At 71.8% G+C, this 15,382-nt stretch carries 14 protein-coding genes; 4 read left to right on the top strand and 10 right to left on the bottom strand.

Going from position 1 to position 15,382, the window contains the following annotated elements; translation table 11 throughout:
• Window positions 1-68: 68 nt before the first annotated feature.
• The 4 genes from sucB to ACGFWI_RS34660 all read right to left on the bottom strand — a co-directional run bounded on the left by sucB (window position 69) and on the right by ACGFWI_RS34660 (window position 6,121).
• Window positions 69-1,811 carry a 2-oxoglutarate dehydrogenase, E2 component, dihydrolipoamide succinyltransferase gene (gene sucB, locus ACGFWI_RS34675; RefSeq protein ID WP_393910029.1) on the bottom strand — a complete coding sequence of 581 codons (1,743 nt, stop codon included), beginning with the start codon at window positions 1,809-1,811 and terminating at the stop codon, window positions 69-71.
• A gap of 56 nt (window positions 1,812-1,867) precedes the next feature.
• The gene (lpdA, locus tag ACGFWI_RS34670; protein WP_159480499.1) at window positions 1,868-3,256 is read right to left on the bottom strand and encodes a dihydrolipoyl dehydrogenase; all 1,389 of its coding nucleotides are present in this window, start codon (window positions 3,254-3,256) and stop codon (window positions 1,868-1,870) included.
• Between the two features lie 324 nt (window positions 3,257-3,580).
• Complete coding sequence (locus ACGFWI_RS34665; RefSeq protein WP_393910028.1) at window positions 3,581-5,125, bottom strand: leucyl aminopeptidase; 1,545 nt, start codon at window positions 5,123-5,125, stop codon at window positions 3,581-3,583.
• Window positions 5,126-5,326: 201 nt separating this feature from the next.
• Window positions 5,327-6,121, bottom strand: coding sequence for an adenosylcobinamide-GDP ribazoletransferase (locus ACGFWI_RS34660; protein ID WP_393910027.1), 795 nt, complete (start codon window positions 6,119-6,121; stop codon window positions 5,327-5,329).
• A gap of 108 nt (window positions 6,122-6,229) precedes the next feature.
• On the opposite strand from ACGFWI_RS34660, the gene ACGFWI_RS34655 reads away from it, so the two are divergent.
• Window positions 6,230-6,967: a hypothetical protein gene (locus ACGFWI_RS34655; protein ID WP_393910026.1), complete on the top strand. Its 738-nt coding sequence runs from the start codon at window positions 6,230-6,232 to the stop codon at window positions 6,965-6,967.
• Here the strand turns inward: ACGFWI_RS34655 and ACGFWI_RS34650 are convergent.
• The 5 genes from ACGFWI_RS34650 to ACGFWI_RS34630 form a co-directional block, all read right to left on the bottom strand.
• Window positions 6,942-7,691 (bottom strand): hypothetical protein, encoded by a 750-nt coding sequence (locus ACGFWI_RS34650; RefSeq protein WP_393910025.1) that lies wholly within the window; start codon window positions 7,689-7,691, stop codon window positions 6,942-6,944. The genes ACGFWI_RS34655 and ACGFWI_RS34650 overlap by 26 nt on opposite strands.
• Entirely contained in the window at window positions 7,688-9,457 is a 1,770-nt protein-coding gene (locus ACGFWI_RS34645) for a phosphatidylglycerol lysyltransferase domain-containing protein (RefSeq protein ID WP_393910024.1), read from the bottom strand. The genes ACGFWI_RS34650 and ACGFWI_RS34645 overlap by 4 nt, the downstream gene beginning before the upstream one ends.
• A 144-nt stretch (window positions 9,458-9,601) precedes the next feature.
• Window positions 9,602-10,648 (bottom strand): nicotinate-nucleotide--dimethylbenzimidazole phosphoribosyltransferase, encoded by a 1,047-nt coding sequence (gene cobT / locus ACGFWI_RS34640; protein WP_393910023.1) that lies wholly within the window; start codon window positions 10,646-10,648, stop codon window positions 9,602-9,604.
• A 16-nt stretch (window positions 10,649-10,664) separates the two neighbouring features.
• Window positions 10,665-11,342, bottom strand: coding sequence for a class I SAM-dependent methyltransferase (locus ACGFWI_RS34635; RefSeq protein ID WP_393910022.1), 678 nt, complete (start codon window positions 11,340-11,342; stop codon window positions 10,665-10,667).
• 140 nt (window positions 11,343-11,482) lie between these two features.
• Complete coding sequence (locus ACGFWI_RS34630) at window positions 11,483-12,763, bottom strand: bifunctional adenosylcobinamide kinase/adenosylcobinamide-phosphate guanylyltransferase (protein WP_393910021.1); 1,281 nt, start codon at window positions 12,761-12,763, stop codon at window positions 11,483-11,485.
• Between the two features lie 161 nt (window positions 12,764-12,924).
• Here ACGFWI_RS34630 and ACGFWI_RS34625 point away from each other — a divergent pair, with 161 nt between their 5' ends.
• Window positions 12,925-13,140, top strand: a complete 216-nt coding sequence (locus ACGFWI_RS34625; protein ID WP_393910020.1) for a hypothetical protein — start codon at window positions 12,925-12,927, stop codon at window positions 13,138-13,140.
• Window positions 13,141-13,298: 158 nt separating this feature from the next.
• On the opposite strand, the gene ACGFWI_RS34620 is transcribed toward ACGFWI_RS34625, so the two are convergent.
• Window positions 13,299-13,895: a DUF3043 domain-containing protein gene (locus tag ACGFWI_RS34620; RefSeq protein WP_393910019.1), complete on the bottom strand. Its 597-nt coding sequence runs from the start codon at window positions 13,893-13,895 to the stop codon at window positions 13,299-13,301.
• Between the two features lie 315 nt (window positions 13,896-14,210).
• Here ACGFWI_RS34620 and ACGFWI_RS34615 point away from each other — a divergent pair, with 315 nt between their 5' ends.
• Both ACGFWI_RS34615 and ACGFWI_RS34610 read left to right on the top strand, forming a co-directional pair.
• A complete protein-coding gene (locus ACGFWI_RS34615; RefSeq protein WP_393910018.1) occupies window positions 14,211-15,011 on the top strand; it encodes a PspA/IM30 family protein in 801 nt (266 codons plus the stop codon).
• 56 nt (window positions 15,012-15,067) lie between these two features.
• Window positions 15,068-15,346 (top strand): hypothetical protein, encoded by a 279-nt coding sequence (locus ACGFWI_RS34610; RefSeq protein ID WP_393910017.1) that lies wholly within the window; start codon window positions 15,068-15,070, stop codon window positions 15,344-15,346.
• Window positions 15,347-15,382 lie beyond the last annotated feature (36 nt).

Below are 15,382 nucleotides of genomic sequence, written 5' to 3'. Positions count from 1 at the left end.
GGGGCCGGCCCCGGCTCGTACGAACCGGGGCCGACCCCTGCTGCACACCTATGGCGTGGCGGCCGGACTCAGAGACCGATCTCGGTCTCGAACTCGGCGGCCTCCAGGATCTGCTTGACCGTGGTCAGGTAGCGGGCGGCGTCCGCGCCGTCCACCAGACGGTGGTCGTAGGAGAGCGCCAGGTAGGTCATGTCGCGCACCGCGATGGTCTCGCCGAGGTCCGGGTGGTTGATGACCACCGGACGCTTGACGGTCGCACCGATGCCCAGGATGCCGACCTGGTTCGGGGGCACGATGACGGTGTCGAACAGGGCGCCGCGCGAACCGGTGTTGGAGATGGTGAAGGTCGCACCGGACAGCTCGTCCGGCGTGATCTTGTTCGCCCGGACCTTGCCCGCCAGGTCCGCCGTCTTGCGGGCGATACCGGCGATGTTGAGGTCACCGGCGTCCTTGATGACCGGGGTCATCAGGCCCTTCTCCGCGTCCACCGCGATACCGACGTTCTCGGCGTCGAAGTAGGTGATGGTGCCCTCGTCCTCGTTGATCCGGGCGTTGACGACCGGGTGGGCCTTCAGCGCCTGGACCGCGGCCTTGACGAAGAACGGCATCGGGGAGAGCTTGACGCCCTCACGCTGCGCGAACCCGTCCTTGGCCTTGTTGCGCATCCGCATGATCGCGGTGATGTCCACCTCGACCACGGTGGTCAGCTGCGCCTGGCCGTGCAGGGCCTTCATCATGTTGTCGCCGATGACCTTGCGCATCCGCGGCATCTTGACGGTCTGGCCGCGCAGCGGGGACGCCTCGATGACCGGGGCCTTGGAGGCGGCGGCCGGGGCGGCGGCCGGAGCCTTCGCGGCGGCCTTGGCGGCCTCGGCGGCGGCAATGACGTCCTGCTTGCGGACCCGGCCACCGACACCGGTGCCCTTGACCGTGGACAGGTCGACGCCGTTCTCCGCGGCGAGCTTGCGCACCAGCGGGGTGACGTAGGCGCCGTCGCCCTCACCGGCGGCCGGAGCCGGGGCGGGGGTGGCGGCCGGCTGGGGGGCCGGAGCGGCCGGGGCCGGGGCCGGAGCCGGAGCCGGAGCGGCCGGAGCCGGGGCAGCGGCGGCCGGCGCCGGAGCGGGGGCCGGAGCAGGAGCCGGGGCGGGCTCCGGAGCGGCGGCCGGGGCCGGAGCGGCCGGAGCCGGGGCGGCGGCCGGAGCGGCGCCGGCCACACCGATGACGGCGAGCTTGGCGCCGACCTCGGCGGTCTCGTCCTCACCGACGACGATCTCCAGCAGGGTGCCGGAAGTCGGCGCGGGGATCTCGGTGTCGACCTTGTCGGTGGAGACCTCCAGCAGCGGCTCGTCGGCCTGGACCTCCTCGCCGACCTCCTTCAGCCAGCGGGTGACGGTGCCCTCGGTGACACTCTCGCCGAGCGCGGGGAGGACGACGTCGGTGCCCTCGGCGCCGCCCGCGGGGGCAGCAGCGGGGGCGGGGGCCTCGGCGGCCGGAGCCGGGGCGGGCTCGGGCTGCGGCTCGGCCGCGGGTGCCTCGGCGGCGGCCGGGGCCGCCTCGGCCGCGGGCGCACCGCTGCCGTCGTCGATGAGGGCCAGCTCGGCGCCGACCTCCACGGTCTCGTCCTCGGCCACCTTGATGGCGGACAGGATGCCGGCGGCCGGGGCCGGGATCTCGGTGTCGACCTTGTCGGTCGACACCTCGAGCAGGGGCTCGTCGGCCTCGACGCGCTCACCCTCGGCCTTGAGCCAGCGAGTGACGGTGCCCTCGGTGACGCTCTCGCCGAGCGCCGGCAGGGTTACGGAAACCGCCATGGTTTCAGTTGCTCCTTACAAGTGTGGTGCGGATGTGGTCGCGCCCGGGACTGGGGTCAGTCGTGGGAGTGGAGAGGCTTTCCGGCCAGGGCCAGGTGGGCCTCGCCGAGGGCCTCATTCTGCGTCGGGTGCGCGTGCACGAGCTGCGCAACCTCGGCCGGCAGGGCCTCCCAGTTGTAGACCAGCTGGGCCTCACCGACCTGCTCGCCCATACGGTCACCGACCATGTGGACGCCTACCACGGCACCATCCTTGACCTGGACGAGCTTGATCTCGCCCGTGGTCTTGAGGATCTTGCTCTTGCCGTTGCCCGCGAGGTTGTACTTGAGAGCGACGACCTTGTCGGCGCCGTACAGCTCCTTGGCCTTGGCCTCGGTGATACCCACCGAAGCGACCTCGGGGTGGCAGTACGTGACGCGCGGCACGCCGTCGTAGTCGATCGGCACGGTCTTCTGGCCGGCCAGCCGCTCCGCCACCAGCATGCCCTCGGCGAAGCCGACGTGGGCGAGCTGGAGGGTGGGAACGAGGTCACCGACGGCCGAGATGGTCGGCACGTTGGTCTGCATGTACTCGTCGACCAGGACGTAGCCGCGGTCCATCGCGACGCCCTGCTCCTCGTAGCCCAGGCCCGCCGAGACCGGCCCGCGGCCGATCGCGACCAGGAGCACCTCGGCCTCGAAGGTCTTGCCGTCGGCGAGGGTGACCTTCACGCCGTCGGCGGTGTACTCGGCCTTGTCGAAGAAGGTGCCGAGGTTGAACTTGATGCCCCGCTTGCGGAAGGCCCGCTCCAGCAGCTTGGAGCTGTTCTCGTCCTCGACCGGCACGAGGTGCTTGAGGCCCTCGATGATGGTCACGTCGGTGCCGAAGGACTTCCACGCGGAGGCGAACTCGACGCCGATGACGCCGCCGCCCAGCACGATCGCGGACTTCGGCACGCGGTCCAGCGTCAGCGCGTGGTCCGAGGAGATGATGCGGTTGCCGTCGATCTCCAGGCCCGGCAGCGACTTCGGCACCGAGCCGGTCGCCAGCAGGACGTGGCGGCCCTGGACACGCTGGCCGTTCACATCGACGGAGGTCGGGGAGGACAGCCGGCCCTCGCCCTCGATGTACGTCACCTTGCGGGAGGCGATCAGGCCCTGCAGGCCCTTATACAGGCCCGAGATGACCTCGTCCTTGTACTTGTGGACCGCCTCGATGTCGATGCCCTCGAAGGTGGCCTTGACACCGAACTGCTCGCTCTCGCGAGCCTGGTCGGCGATCTCACCGGCGTGCAGCAGAGCCTTGGTGGGGATGCAGCCGTTGTGCAGGCAGGTACCGCCGACCTTGCCCTTCTCGATCAGGGCGACGTCCAGGCCCAGCTGCGCCCCGCGCAGGGCAGCGGCGTAACCACCGCTACCGCCTCCGAGGATCACTAGGTCGAAAACGGTGCTGGCGTCGTTCGCCACGTCACGTCCTCCATGCATGGGTACGCCGGAGCCGGTCTCCGATGACCGGGCGGCGGCTGTGGTTCGGCCGCATTTACTTCGGCCCTGGGTAAGGGGGGCCCTGTCCTGCCGAGAACCCATCTTCGCACTTGTTCCACGAAGCCGGGACGGCGGGCCGGGCTCGGGGCGGACGATCAGCCGCCCCGTATGGGTTACTGGCGCGTACTTGCGTACGGATTTCGTTGAGGGCGAACACGGGTGTATACGCACCTACGGCCCCGGGCGGTATGCCCGGGGCCGTACGGATATAACGGGCAAGAGGGAGAAAGCTCTCCGAGTTGACCGTCAGCCCAGGTCGCCCGCGGCGGTACGCTCCGCCAGCCGCACCAGGGTGCGTACCGCGGATCCCGTGCCGCCCTTGGGGGTGTAACCCCAGGGAGCTCCTTCGTGGAAGGCCGGGCCCGCGATGTCCAGGTGCGCCCACGGGATGCCCTCGCCGACGAACTCCTTCAGGAAGAGCCCGGCCACCAGACCGCCGCCCATCCGCTCGCCCATGTTGGCGAGGTCGGCGACCGGGGAGTCCATGCCCTTGCGCAGGTGGCCGGGCATCGGCATCGGCCAGGACTGCTCGCCGACCTCCTCCGCGATCTCGTGGACCGAGGTACGGAAGGCGTCGTCGTTGGCCATGATCCCGAAGTGGCGGTGGCCCAGCGCCAGCACCATCGCACCGGTCAGCGTCGCGACGTCCACGATCGCGTCCGGGGACTCCTCCGAGGCGCGGGTCAGCGCGTCGGCCAGGACCAGGCGGCCCTCGGCGTCGGTGTTGAGCACCTCGACGGTCTTGCCGCTGTACATGGTCAGCACGTCACCGGGACGGGTGGCGGAGCCGGACGGCATGTTCTCGGCGAGCGCCAGCCAGCCGGTGACATTCACCTCCAGGCCCAGCTTGGCGGCGGCCACGACCGTGGCGAACACCGCGGCGGCGCCGCTCATGTCGCACTTCATGGTCTCGTTGTGACCGGCCGGCTTGAGGGAGATGCCGCCCGAGTCGTAGGTGATGCCCTTGCCGACCAGCGCCAGGGTCTTGGTGGCCTTGGCGTGCGTGTGCGCGATCCGCACCAGCCGCGGCGGGGCTTCCGCACCCTGTCCGACGCCCAGCAGGCCGCCGTAGCCGCCCTTCTTGAGCGCCTTCTCGTCGAGCACCTCGACCTTGAGGCCGAACTCCTTGGCCGCGGCCTGCGCCTCGGCGGCGAAGGACTTCGGGTGGAGGTCGTTGGGCGGCATGTTGATCAGGTCGCGGGCGCGGTTGATCTCCGCGGCCAGGGCCTGGGCGCGCTCGGCGGCGGCCTTGAACTCCTTGTCGCGCGGCTTGCCGCCGAGGATCGCGGCCTCCGCGAGCGGCGCCGACTTGGCGTCGTTCTTCTTGCCGCCCTTGGCGTTCTGCCCGTTGCCGTTGCTGCGGTAGGCGGTGAAGGTGTACGCGCCGAGCAGGGCGCCCTCGCTCACCGCGGCCGCCGCCTCGGCGTCCTCGACGGGCAGTGCGAAGCCGGCCTTCTTGGTGCCGGTCAGCGCGCGGGCGGCGCTGCCCGCGGCGCGCCGGAGCGCCTCGTTGTCGTAGCCGTCGTCCTTGCCCGGCGCCTCGCCGAGGCCGACCGCCACCACGACCGGTGCCTTGAGGCCGTCCGCGGCGGGCAGCTTGGTCACCTCGCCCTCGGCACCACTCGCGCCGAGGGTCTCCAGCACGGCGGCGAGCTTGCCGCCGAAGGCCTTGTCCACGGCTTCCGCGCCGGGGGCGACAACGACGCCCTTGGCGCCCTTGGCCACGCCGACGACGACGGCATCCGCGCGCACCGTTGCGGCGGAAGAAGTACTGAGGGTCAGTGCAGTCACGGTGATGAAGGTCCTGTTCCGTCCGGGGAATCCGTCTGCGCGCAGCGCGCTGCTGCGGCCGAGCCTACGCTCGGCGGCGCCACAAGGCCCGTCCAATACCACACCGCCACATAACGGGGCCCCGGCAGTTACCGGAATACAGGGCGAACTGCCCTTCCCGGTAAGCGAGTTGACCGAACCCCCGGGGGGCGCGCCCGGGCGCTATCCGAGAGTCAACGCCACCAGCGCCGTGAGCCCCGCGCTCTCCGCGAGTGCCCCGAACACATCGCCGGTCACCCCGCCGAAGCGCCGCCGGCAGTGCCGCAGCAGCAACTCGCCCAGCCCGAGGCCGAGCAGCGCCGCCAGCCCGGCGTGCAGCGCGCCGTACGGACCGAAGGCGGCGCCGGCGGCCGCGCATCCGGCGGCCGTCACCCCCGTGCACAGCAGCGCCGCCCGCACCGGGACGGTGCCCGCGACCGCCGCGCCGAGTCCCTCCGGACGGGCGGCCGGCACCCCCGCGCGGGAGGCGAGCGTCAGGGCGCAGCGCGCGGTGACCGCCGCAACGGCCGCCGCGACGGCGCCGCGTGCCCAGCCGTCCGCGTACAACGCGTCCAGCGCGGCGACCTGGGCCAGCAGGGCGAACAACAGCGTGATGACCCCGAACGGGCCGATGTCGGACTGCTTCATGATGCGCAGCGCGTCCTCGGCGGGCTTGCCGCTGCCCAGACCGTCGGCGGTGTCGGCGAGCCCGTCCAGATGCAGTCCGCGGGTGAGCACGGCGGGGACCACGGCGGTGGCGACCGCGGCGAGCAGCGGACCGCCGCCGAGCAGCAGCAGCGCCGCGCCGAGCGCGGCCGCGCACAGCCCGACGACCAGCCCGGCCAGCGGCGCACAGAGCATGCCGCCGCGCGCCGCCTCCCGGTCCCAGCGGGTGACGCGTACCGGCAGCACGGTCAGCGTCCCGAAGGCGAAGCGCAGGGCGTCGGAGGGAGCCGGAGGAGTGGGGGTGTCGGTCACCGCGGCAGGCTATCCGGGCGTCCGCCGCGTTTGGCTGCCGGTCCCGACCAGCAAAACAGGGCCTAATGGTGACGAGGTGCCTTACCCGACAAATGGGGAGCGTGTGGGATGGGCCACTGGTGGTACCGCAACATCGTCGAGCCGGGGAAGCTGCCGCTGCTGCTCGCCCTCGCCTCGTTCGTGCTGACCTTCCTCGTGACCCGGGCCATCACCCGGCTCATCCGCGCGGGCAAGGGGCCGTTCCGCAACGTCACTCCCGGCGGTGTGCACGTCCACCACGTCGTGCCCGGAGTGATCCTGATGGTCATCGGCGGCTTCATCGCCCTTGCGGGCGGCCGGCGCGGCTTCGGTGCCGGTGTCGCGGCGGTGCTCTTCGGTATGGGCGTAGGCCTCGTCCTGGACGAGTTCGCGCTGATCCTCCACCTCGACGACGTGTACTGGACCGAGGAGGGGGCCAAGAGCGTCGAGATCGTCATCCTCACCGTCGCCCTGGTCGCCCTGATCCTCGGCGGTTTCCTGCCGTTCGGCGTCAATGAACTCAGCCCGGAGGAGTCGACCGACCGCTTCACGGTCGTCCGGACCGTGGCCGTCAACTTCCTCTTCGCGCTCGTCGCGCTCACCAAGGGGAAGGGCCGGATCGCGGTCATCGGGGTCTTCGTGCCGTTCGTCGCGCTCTTCGGCGCGATCCGGCTGGCCCGCCCCAACTCGCCCTGGGCCAGGCGCTTCTACCGCAGACGCCCGAAGGCGCGGGCCCGTGCCAGGGTCCGCGCCTACCGTCACGACCTCCGCTGGTCGGCGCTGCGCCGCAAGGTCGAGCATGTCATCGGGGGTGCTCCCAGCCGCTGACCCGCTGTGCGTCCCCCGGCTTGCGCGGCCGCCGCACCTCCCACAGCGCACACACCGCCAGCACCGCCAGCACCGCAGCGACATGCTCCTTGCCGGCCAGGTTGTTCTTGATGGACACCACCTCGACGACCATCGCCATGGCGACCACGCCACAGGTGAACCACGCGCGATAGCGCCAGCACACGAACACCGCCAGCCCCACCACGGCCGCCGACGGCCCGGTGTCGATGACGTACTTGTCCGAGTCGGGCAGCCCGACGGGGCTCACCGGGCCGATCCAGATGCCGATCCGCGCGTACATCGTCCCGGCGAGCGTGGCGACGTAGGCGACCAGCAGTGTCTGCCGCCAGCCCACACAGATCTCCGCGATCCCGAAGACCACCAGGATCTGCGCCAGCGCCCCCCACACCGGAAGGTCCAGCGCGGGCATGAACAGCGACAGGGGGGTGCGCAGCAAGGCCACCCACAGATGCTCGTAGGCCTGTACGGAGCCGATGTTCTGGACCGTCCGGTAGCCCCAGGCCTGGTTCTGCACGAACTGGAGGACCAGGGTCAGACACACCGCGGTGAGCGTCACCGGGATCGCCCGCAGCTTCGTCGTGACCAGCGAGGACCGCACCGTCCGCAGCAGTGGGCCCCATTCGGCACGCGCGGCGCGGCGCAGGGCGGGCACCTGCCGCGGCACCGGCGCGGCTACCTCCCCCCTCGCCCCCGCCTCGCTCATCTCGCCTTCTCCAGGTGCTTGCGGTTCAGCCACTTGGGCAGACCGGGTGCTTCCAGAAAGCCTTCCGCACGGCCGGCGGCGATTCCGATCCGCAGCAAATCGGTGCTCTTTTCGAAGAGCATGTATCGCGGCTCCCAGATCGGCCGGTATTTCGCATTGGCGCGATAGAGCGATTCGATCTGCCACCACCGGGAGAAGAAGCTGAGCAGTGAACGCCACAGGCGCAGCACCGGGCCCGCGCCGAGTCGCGATCCACGTTCGAAGACGGAACGGAACATCGCGAAGTTGAGCGAGAGTTGAGTGATCTCCACCTCTTCCGCCCGCTGGATCAACTCCAGCACCACGAACTCCATCAGCCCGTTCTCGGAGTTCCGGTCCCGGCGCATCAGGTCCAGCGAAAGGCCTTTCTCGCCCCAGGGCACGAAGCTGAGCAGCGCCCGCAGCTCGCCCTCTTCCTCTCCCGTGCCGCCGTCCCGGCATTCGAGCATCACGCAGCGCCCGTCGCCCGGGTCGCCGAGCCGGCCCAGGGCCATCGAGAAACCGCGCTCGGTCTCCCCGTCGCGCCAGTCGTCGGCCAGCCGCAGCAGGTGCGCCATCTCCGGTGCCGGGATGTCCTCGTGGCGCCGGATACGGACGGTGTAGCCGGCCCGCTCGACGCGGTGGTAAGCCTGCCGTACGGTGCGCATCGCGCGGCCGCCGAGCGTGAACTCCGCGGTGTCCACGATCGCTTCGTCGCCGAGCTCCAGCGCATCCAGACCGTGCCGGGCGTAGATCGTGCCGCCCTCCTCGCTCGCGCCCATCACCGCGGGCGCCCAGCCGTGCTCCCGTGCCTCGGCCAGCCACACCTCGATCGCCCCGGGCCAGGCCTCGGGGTCGCCCAGCGGATCGCCGGAGGCCAGCGACACCCCGCCCACGACGCGGTAGGTGACCGCCGCCTTGCCGCTGGGGGAGAACAGCACGCTCTTGTCGCGGCGCAGCGCGAAGTAGCCCAGCGAATCACGGGCGCCGTGCCGTGCCAGGAGGGCGCGCAGCCGCTCCTCGTCGTCCTCGGTGATCGGGTCGGTGCTGCGCACGGACCGGAACGCCGCCCACAGGACCGCGACCAGCAGCAGCGTGCTGAGCACATTGATCGTGACATTGACCCAGTTCGGGGTGGCGATCTCCGGGAACGCACGGTCGTCGGCGGCCAGCGACACCAGCCGCATCAGGCCGTAGCGCCAGCGCTGCACAAACGTCGAGGCACCGTCCCCGGCGGTGTTGGTGACGGTCACCAGCAGCGCCGCGAGCAGCGAGGCGGCCAGCAGACCGACGGCCGCGACCGTCGCCGCCAGCTTCGGGTTCGCGCGGTCGCCCTTCGCGGAGAACTCGCGGCGCCCGGCCACCAGCGCGACGGCGAACAGCACGGTCAATGCCAGCGACACCCAGTTCTGCACATGCCCGCGGAACTCCGGGGCCACCGCCATCCCGAATCCGAAGAGCAGCGCCAGCAGCCCGGAGAGCACCAGATTCAAAATCCACGCCGCCCGCTTGCGGCGGCGCAGGGTCACCGACAGGAAGAGCGAGAAGGCGCCGGAGGCGAACCCCGCCGTCAGCAGATACGGAGTGAAGAATTCCGCAATGTTGTGCCGGCGGATGTCATTGCCGAACGACACCCATACCGCGCTCAGCAAATTGATGAAGGTGACCGTGCGCAGATACCAGATGCCGAATGCGGCACCACGCTGTGACCACGTGCCGCGAGGGGGGCGGTCTTCGTCCGGACTCAAGCGATGTCTCCCATAAAACGTGTAAACCGTGATCTTATGGGGCGCCGTCGGTGGTCCGGTACGGGTGTGAAGTGATGAGCGCCCTGGCCGGGCGCTCGTCCGATCGCTTCGTACGGTGGCCGGCCAGGGTAGGCCGGTGCCGGGTCAGTCGCGTACGGGCAGTTCTGCCGCCAGGGCCGCGGCCGCCTGCACCAATGGCAGGGCCAGCAGCGCCCCCGTCCCCTCTCCAGCAGTGACGCCGTGGTCGAGCAGAGGGTTGAGTGCGATCCGGTCCAGGGCCTTCGCCTGTGCCGGCTCCCCGCTCGCCTGCCCGGCCACCCACCAGTCCGGAGCCCGGAACGCCACCCGCTGCGCCACCAGCGCACAGGCCGCCGAGACCACCCCGTCCAGGATCACCGGCGTACGGCGCACCGCGCTCTGCAGCAGAAAGCCGGTCATCGCGGTCAGATCCGCGCCGCCGACCGTGGCCAGCAGCTCCAGCTGGTCGCCGAGCACCGGACGGGCCCGCCGCAGTGCGTCACGGATCGCCGCGCACTTGCGCATCCAGGCCAGATCGTCGATGGGGGCCCCGCCCCGCCCGGTGACCACCGAGGCGTCCGTGCCGCACAGCGCGGCGATCAGGGTGCTCGCTGCGGTCGTCCCGCCGACGCTCAGATCGCCCAGCACCACCAGGTCGGTGCCGGCGTCCGCCTCCTCGTCCGCGACGGCCATCCCGGCCCGGAACGCCGCCTCGGCCTCCTCCGCCGTCAGCGCGTCCTCGATATCGATCCGCCCCGAACCGCGCCGCACCCGGTGCCGGGTGACGTCTTCGGGCAGCTCCTCCGGGGCGCAGTCCACTGCCAGATCCACCACACGCAGCTGCGCCCCGGCGCCACGGGCCAGCACCGCGGCCGGGCTCGCCCCGTCCAGCACGGCCCGTACGAGATCCTTGGTGCCGCCGGCCGGCCGGGCCGACACCCCGAGCTCGGCCACCCCGTGATCGCCCGCGAACAGCAGCGCGCGCGGCCGCTCGACGGGCCGCACCGGCACCTGCTGCTGTGCCGCGGCAAGCCACTCACCCAGCTCGTCGAGGCGGCCGAGCGCACCCGGCGGCACGGCCAGCTGTGCCCGCCGCTCCTCGGCGTCACGGCGCACCCCGCCATCGGGGCGCTCGATCAGATGGGCGAAGTCGTCGAGGTTCAAGGCGCTCATTGGGCGCAGATTACCGTCAACTCACCGCTGACGAGGCGCGCCGGGGGGATCGGGCCGGTGCGAACCGGACCTCGCACACCAGCGGCGTCAGTGCGCGCAGCACCGGGACGCGGCGTACCGGCCACACCAGCCGGGCCGGCAGGCCGCCCGTCACCGGACGTTCCGGCGAAGCCGGCGCCGGGCCGAGTTCACGCACCGCGGCGATGCCCGGGTGGGCACCGGCCAGCCGCGGCAGTTGGGCACGCTCCAGCCCCCAGCGCACCGGAACCGGCCACCGGCCGCCCGCTCCGGAGGCCAGCCGGACCAGCGCGGCCGCCCGCCGTGGCAGCGCGTCAAAGACCAGCACACCACCGGGAAACCGCTCCGCACACGCCGCCAGCAGTGCGTGCACCGCGGCCGGCGGCAGCCGCATCAGCACCCCGGGCGCCGTGACGATGACCCCGCGCCACGGCTCGCGCACCGCGTCCAGCCAGCCGTGATCGGTCACCGCGCGGGCGACGGTACGCCGCCGCGCGCCGTCCGGAAGCAGCATCCGGCGTACCGCCGCGGTCTCCGGCGGCACCACCGTCAGCCAGGTGAGCCGCCCGTTGTCCAGCCGCCAGAACCCGGTGCCGAGCCCCTCGCCGAGCGCGACCACCGTCGCCTCCGGATGCCGTTGCAGATAGGCGCGTACGGCCGCGTCGAAACGCCGCAAGCGCCCTCCCGGCTCCCGGGCGGCCCCCGCTCTCCACCCGGCCGGCGCTTCGGATTCGGTCCGCTCGGATTCGGTCACGGGTCAAGAGCACCCGGCGCCGCGCCCCCGGGCAAGCGGACACGGGCCCCACCGGCCGTCCGTCATCCACGCAGCGCAAGCGCCTGGCCCGCGACCACCAGCAGCACCTGCTCGCACTCCGCGCCGAACGCCGCGTTCAGCCGCCCCAGTTCGTCACGGAACCGACGGCCCGCCGCGCTCGCCGGGACGACGCCGGAACCGACCTCGTTGCTCACCGCCACCACCTGCCGGTGCGTCTCCCGTACCGCCGCCACCAGCGCATCGGTGCGCTCCCGCAGCGCCTTGCGGCCACCGGCCTCCCAGGTCGCGTCGTCCCACGCCCCGACCTCGTCCATGACATGCGTCAGCCACAGCGCCAGACAGTCGATGAGCAGCGGCGACGCCTCGGCCGGGCGGCCGGTGCCGGGGTCCGCGCCGGGCCCGCTCGCCGCCAGCAGCGGCACCAGATCGCAGGTCTCGACGGTGCGCCAGCTGCTGGGCCGCCGCTCGCGGTGCAGCGAGACCCGCTGCGCCCAGTCCTGGTCGCCGTCCCGGGTGCCCCCGGTGGCCACGTACACCACGCCGGGGAAGGCCGCGAGCCGCCGCTCCGCCTCCACCGATTTCCCGCTGCGCGCCCCGCCCAGCACCAGGGTCCGCCGCGGCAGATCCGGCACCGCGTGGAACTCGCCGACGATCAGCGTGCTGCCGTCCGCCACCGCGCGGGCCCCCACGGCCGCCAGCCTGCGATGCAGTTCGGGCCCCGGCGGCACGCCGTGGTCGATGTGCACCGCGACCACATCCGTCGCCGCGTCGACCGCGCCGCTCGCCCGTAGCCTGGCCAGCGCATCGGGCCGCTCCAGTACGTCGAGCAGCACCAGGTCGTACGGACCGGTGCCGCCCATGCCCTCGTATCCGCCGCCCGCCGACCGGCCGTTCCCGTCGCCCAGCCCGGCCGGCGCCGCGCCCGGCGGCAGGTACAGCAGCCGTTCGCCGTCGGCGCCGGAGATCTCATAGCCGGTACCCGGGATGTCCACCGCGATGGCGCGCACCCGGTGCCCGTCGAGCAGCGCCAGCTCCCGCCCGTCCGCGACCCGGCCCGGCTGCGGCAGCCCGGCGGGTACCTCCATCACCGGACCGTCGTGCGGATGCGAGAGCAGCACCTGCCGCACGCCCGCCAGCGACTGCCCGGCACGGGCGGCGGCAAAGGCCGGGCCCGGTGTCAGATCGATCATCAGCGCGCCGTCGACGAGCAGCGCGGTCGCCGCCCGCGCCTCGTCGCCGACGGCGGTCGCACAGGCGGCACACGGGCAGCCGGGGCGCGGCAGCCCCTGTGGGGCCCCGGTGCCGAGGAGAGTCACATCCACACCGCCGAGTTTCTCGCGTCCGCGCCGGGCGGGCGCGGCGGGGGCGGACTCGACACGGCCGTTAGGCTGCCGATCAGCACGGAAGCACGGCACGGCGGAGTGCGTCAGGACGCGCCCCGCGGTGGCACAGATTCGTACTCGGTGGGATCCAGGAGGCGCACATGGCGTGGACGTGGCGGTTCGAGAAGGCCGACGGTTCGGAGACGGCGCCGGCCGTGCAACCGGAGGAGTTCACGACGCAGGGCGACGCGGAGTCCTGGATCGGCGAGGAGTGGAAGGCCCTCCTCGAGGGCGGCGTCGACCAGGTCAGGCTCTTCGAGGACAGCACCGAAATCTATGCGGGCCCGATGAGCCTGCACGCGGACGCCGAGGCCTGAGCCGGCGCTGACCGCCCTGGGGCCGAACCCCTGACGACTGCTGGGCCGGGTCCGTACGGACCCGGCCCAGCAGTCAAAACTCCATCCCGCCGCGGTGCGACCACGACGGCGAGGGCCGGGCGGCGGCACCGGACGCCCCGGCCACCACTGCGACCGACCTAGGGCCGCTGGCCCCGCTTCACCTGCGGCTTCGGCAGCCGCAGCCGCCGCATCTGCAGCGTCCGCATCACCGCGTACGGCTTCACGCCCTTGAGGTTCTCGTTCGGGAAGCGCTCCTGCAGCCGCTTGCCCAGACGGACCCAGATCAGGACCGAGTCGAGCACGATCAGCACGATGATCACGAGCCACAGCAGCAGCGCGATGCTCTGGATCGACGGCACCCGGATCATGGTGAGCACCAGGATCACCACGGCCATCGGCAGGAAGAATTCGGCGACACACCAGCGGGAGTCGACGAAGTCCCGTGCGAACCGGCGCACGGGTCCCTTGTCGCGCACCGGCAGATACCGCTCGTCGCCGCTGGCCATCGCCTCGCGCTGGCGGGCCATGTCGACACGGCGGGCCTCACGCTGGGCCTTCGTCGCGTCCTTGCGGTTGGTCGGCGTATGCGCACGGGAGCGGCGCTGCGACTGCGCAGCGCTGCGTTTGGGCGTCGGGCGGCCCTTGGGGGCCTGCGGATCGCGGGGCTGCTGGGGCTGGTCCGCGGTCACCTTGGCGGTCGCGGCCTGCTCATCCTTCGAACGGCTTCGGAACACAAAACCCAAGGGTACGTGCTCGCCGCGGGTGAGCCAGGGTCCGACGGGGCACGATCCGGCAACGGCGTCCGCGGCAACCGGCGCCCGACCAGGCCGGAACCCATGCCCTTATAGGACAGAGCAGACATCGTGCCGCTTGTCCGGACTCTCCCTACTCCTTGCGCGGGAGAGGATGAGCTCCCGATCGTCCTGGAGGAGGAGCGCATCAGGGCGCGAACAGTGCGGTAATGGAACCAGGGCCCGTACTGTGGGGTCTGTAGATGTGCTGGAGCCTAAGCCCGAGGTGACTCGGTCAGAAGGGGGCGCGCGAGGCCCATGAGCGATGGTGTCATGAAGCGGATGGGGATGATCTTCCGCGCGAAGGCCAACAAGGCCCTGGACCGGGCCGAAGACCCGCGCGAGACCCTCGACTACTCGTACCAGAAGCAGCTGGAGCTGCTTCAGAAGGTACGCCGCGGAGTCGCCGACGTGGCGACCTCCCGCAAGCGTCTGGAGCTTCAGCTCAACCAGCTCCAGGGTCAGTCCGCCAAGCTGGAGGACCAGGGCCGCAAGGCGCTGGCGCTCGGCCGCGAGGACCTGGCCCGCGAGGCGCTGAGCCGGCGCAGCGCGCTGCAGCAGCAGGTCACCGACCTGGAGACGCAGCACCAGACGCTGCAGGGCGAGGAGGAGAAGCTCACGCTCGCCGCGCAGCGGCTGCAGGCCAAGGTCGACGCCTTCCGTACGAAGAAGGAGACGATCAAGGCCACGTACACGGCCGCCCAGGCGCAGACCCGGATCGGCGAGGCCTTCTCCGGCATCTCCGAGGAGATGGGCGACGTCGGTATGGCCATCCAGCGCGCGGAGGACAAGACCGCGCAGCTGCAGGCCAGGGCCGGTGCCCTCGACGAGCTGATGGCCTCCGGCGCGCTGGACGACCCGACCGGTATGGCCAAGGACGACATCACCGCCGAGCTGGACCGGCTCTCCGGTGGCAGCGATGTCGAGCTGGAGCTGCAGCGGATGAAGGCCGAGCTCGCGGGCGGTTCGTCGGCCGACCAGCAGGCCATCGAGAGCGGCCAGAACGGCGAGGGCCAGTCCGCGCCGCAGCAGGACCGGCCGCGTTTCGACAAGCAGTGACGGTCGGGGGCGGATAGCCTCGCAGGGATCGTCGGACCGGACCAAGGGAGACCGTCGTGATCGTACGGATCATGGGGGAGGGCCAGGTGAAGCTGGACGATGCCCACTTCGCCGAGCTCAACAAGCTGGACGATGAGCTGCTCGCCGAGATGGAGAGCGGCGATGCAGCAGGTTTCCAGCGCACCCTCGGTGCCCTGCTGGACGCGGTGCGCCGGCTCGGTACACCGCTCCCCGACGATGCCCTCGAACCGTCCGAACTCATCCTGCCGTCTCCGGAGGCGTCCCTCGACGAGGTCCGGGAGATGCTCAGCGACGACGGCCTCATCCCGGGCTGAGTCCCGGGCGGCCCGGTCCGGTCACTCCACTCCAGC

It is taken from the genome of Streptomyces sp. NPDC048434 (assembly GCF_043200375.1).
Taxonomy (GTDB): Bacteria; Actinomycetota; Actinomycetes; order Streptomycetales; family Streptomycetaceae; genus Streptomyces.
Note: the sequence above shows the minus strand (reverse complement) of the source record. Positions and strands in the feature narration are given on the sequence as shown.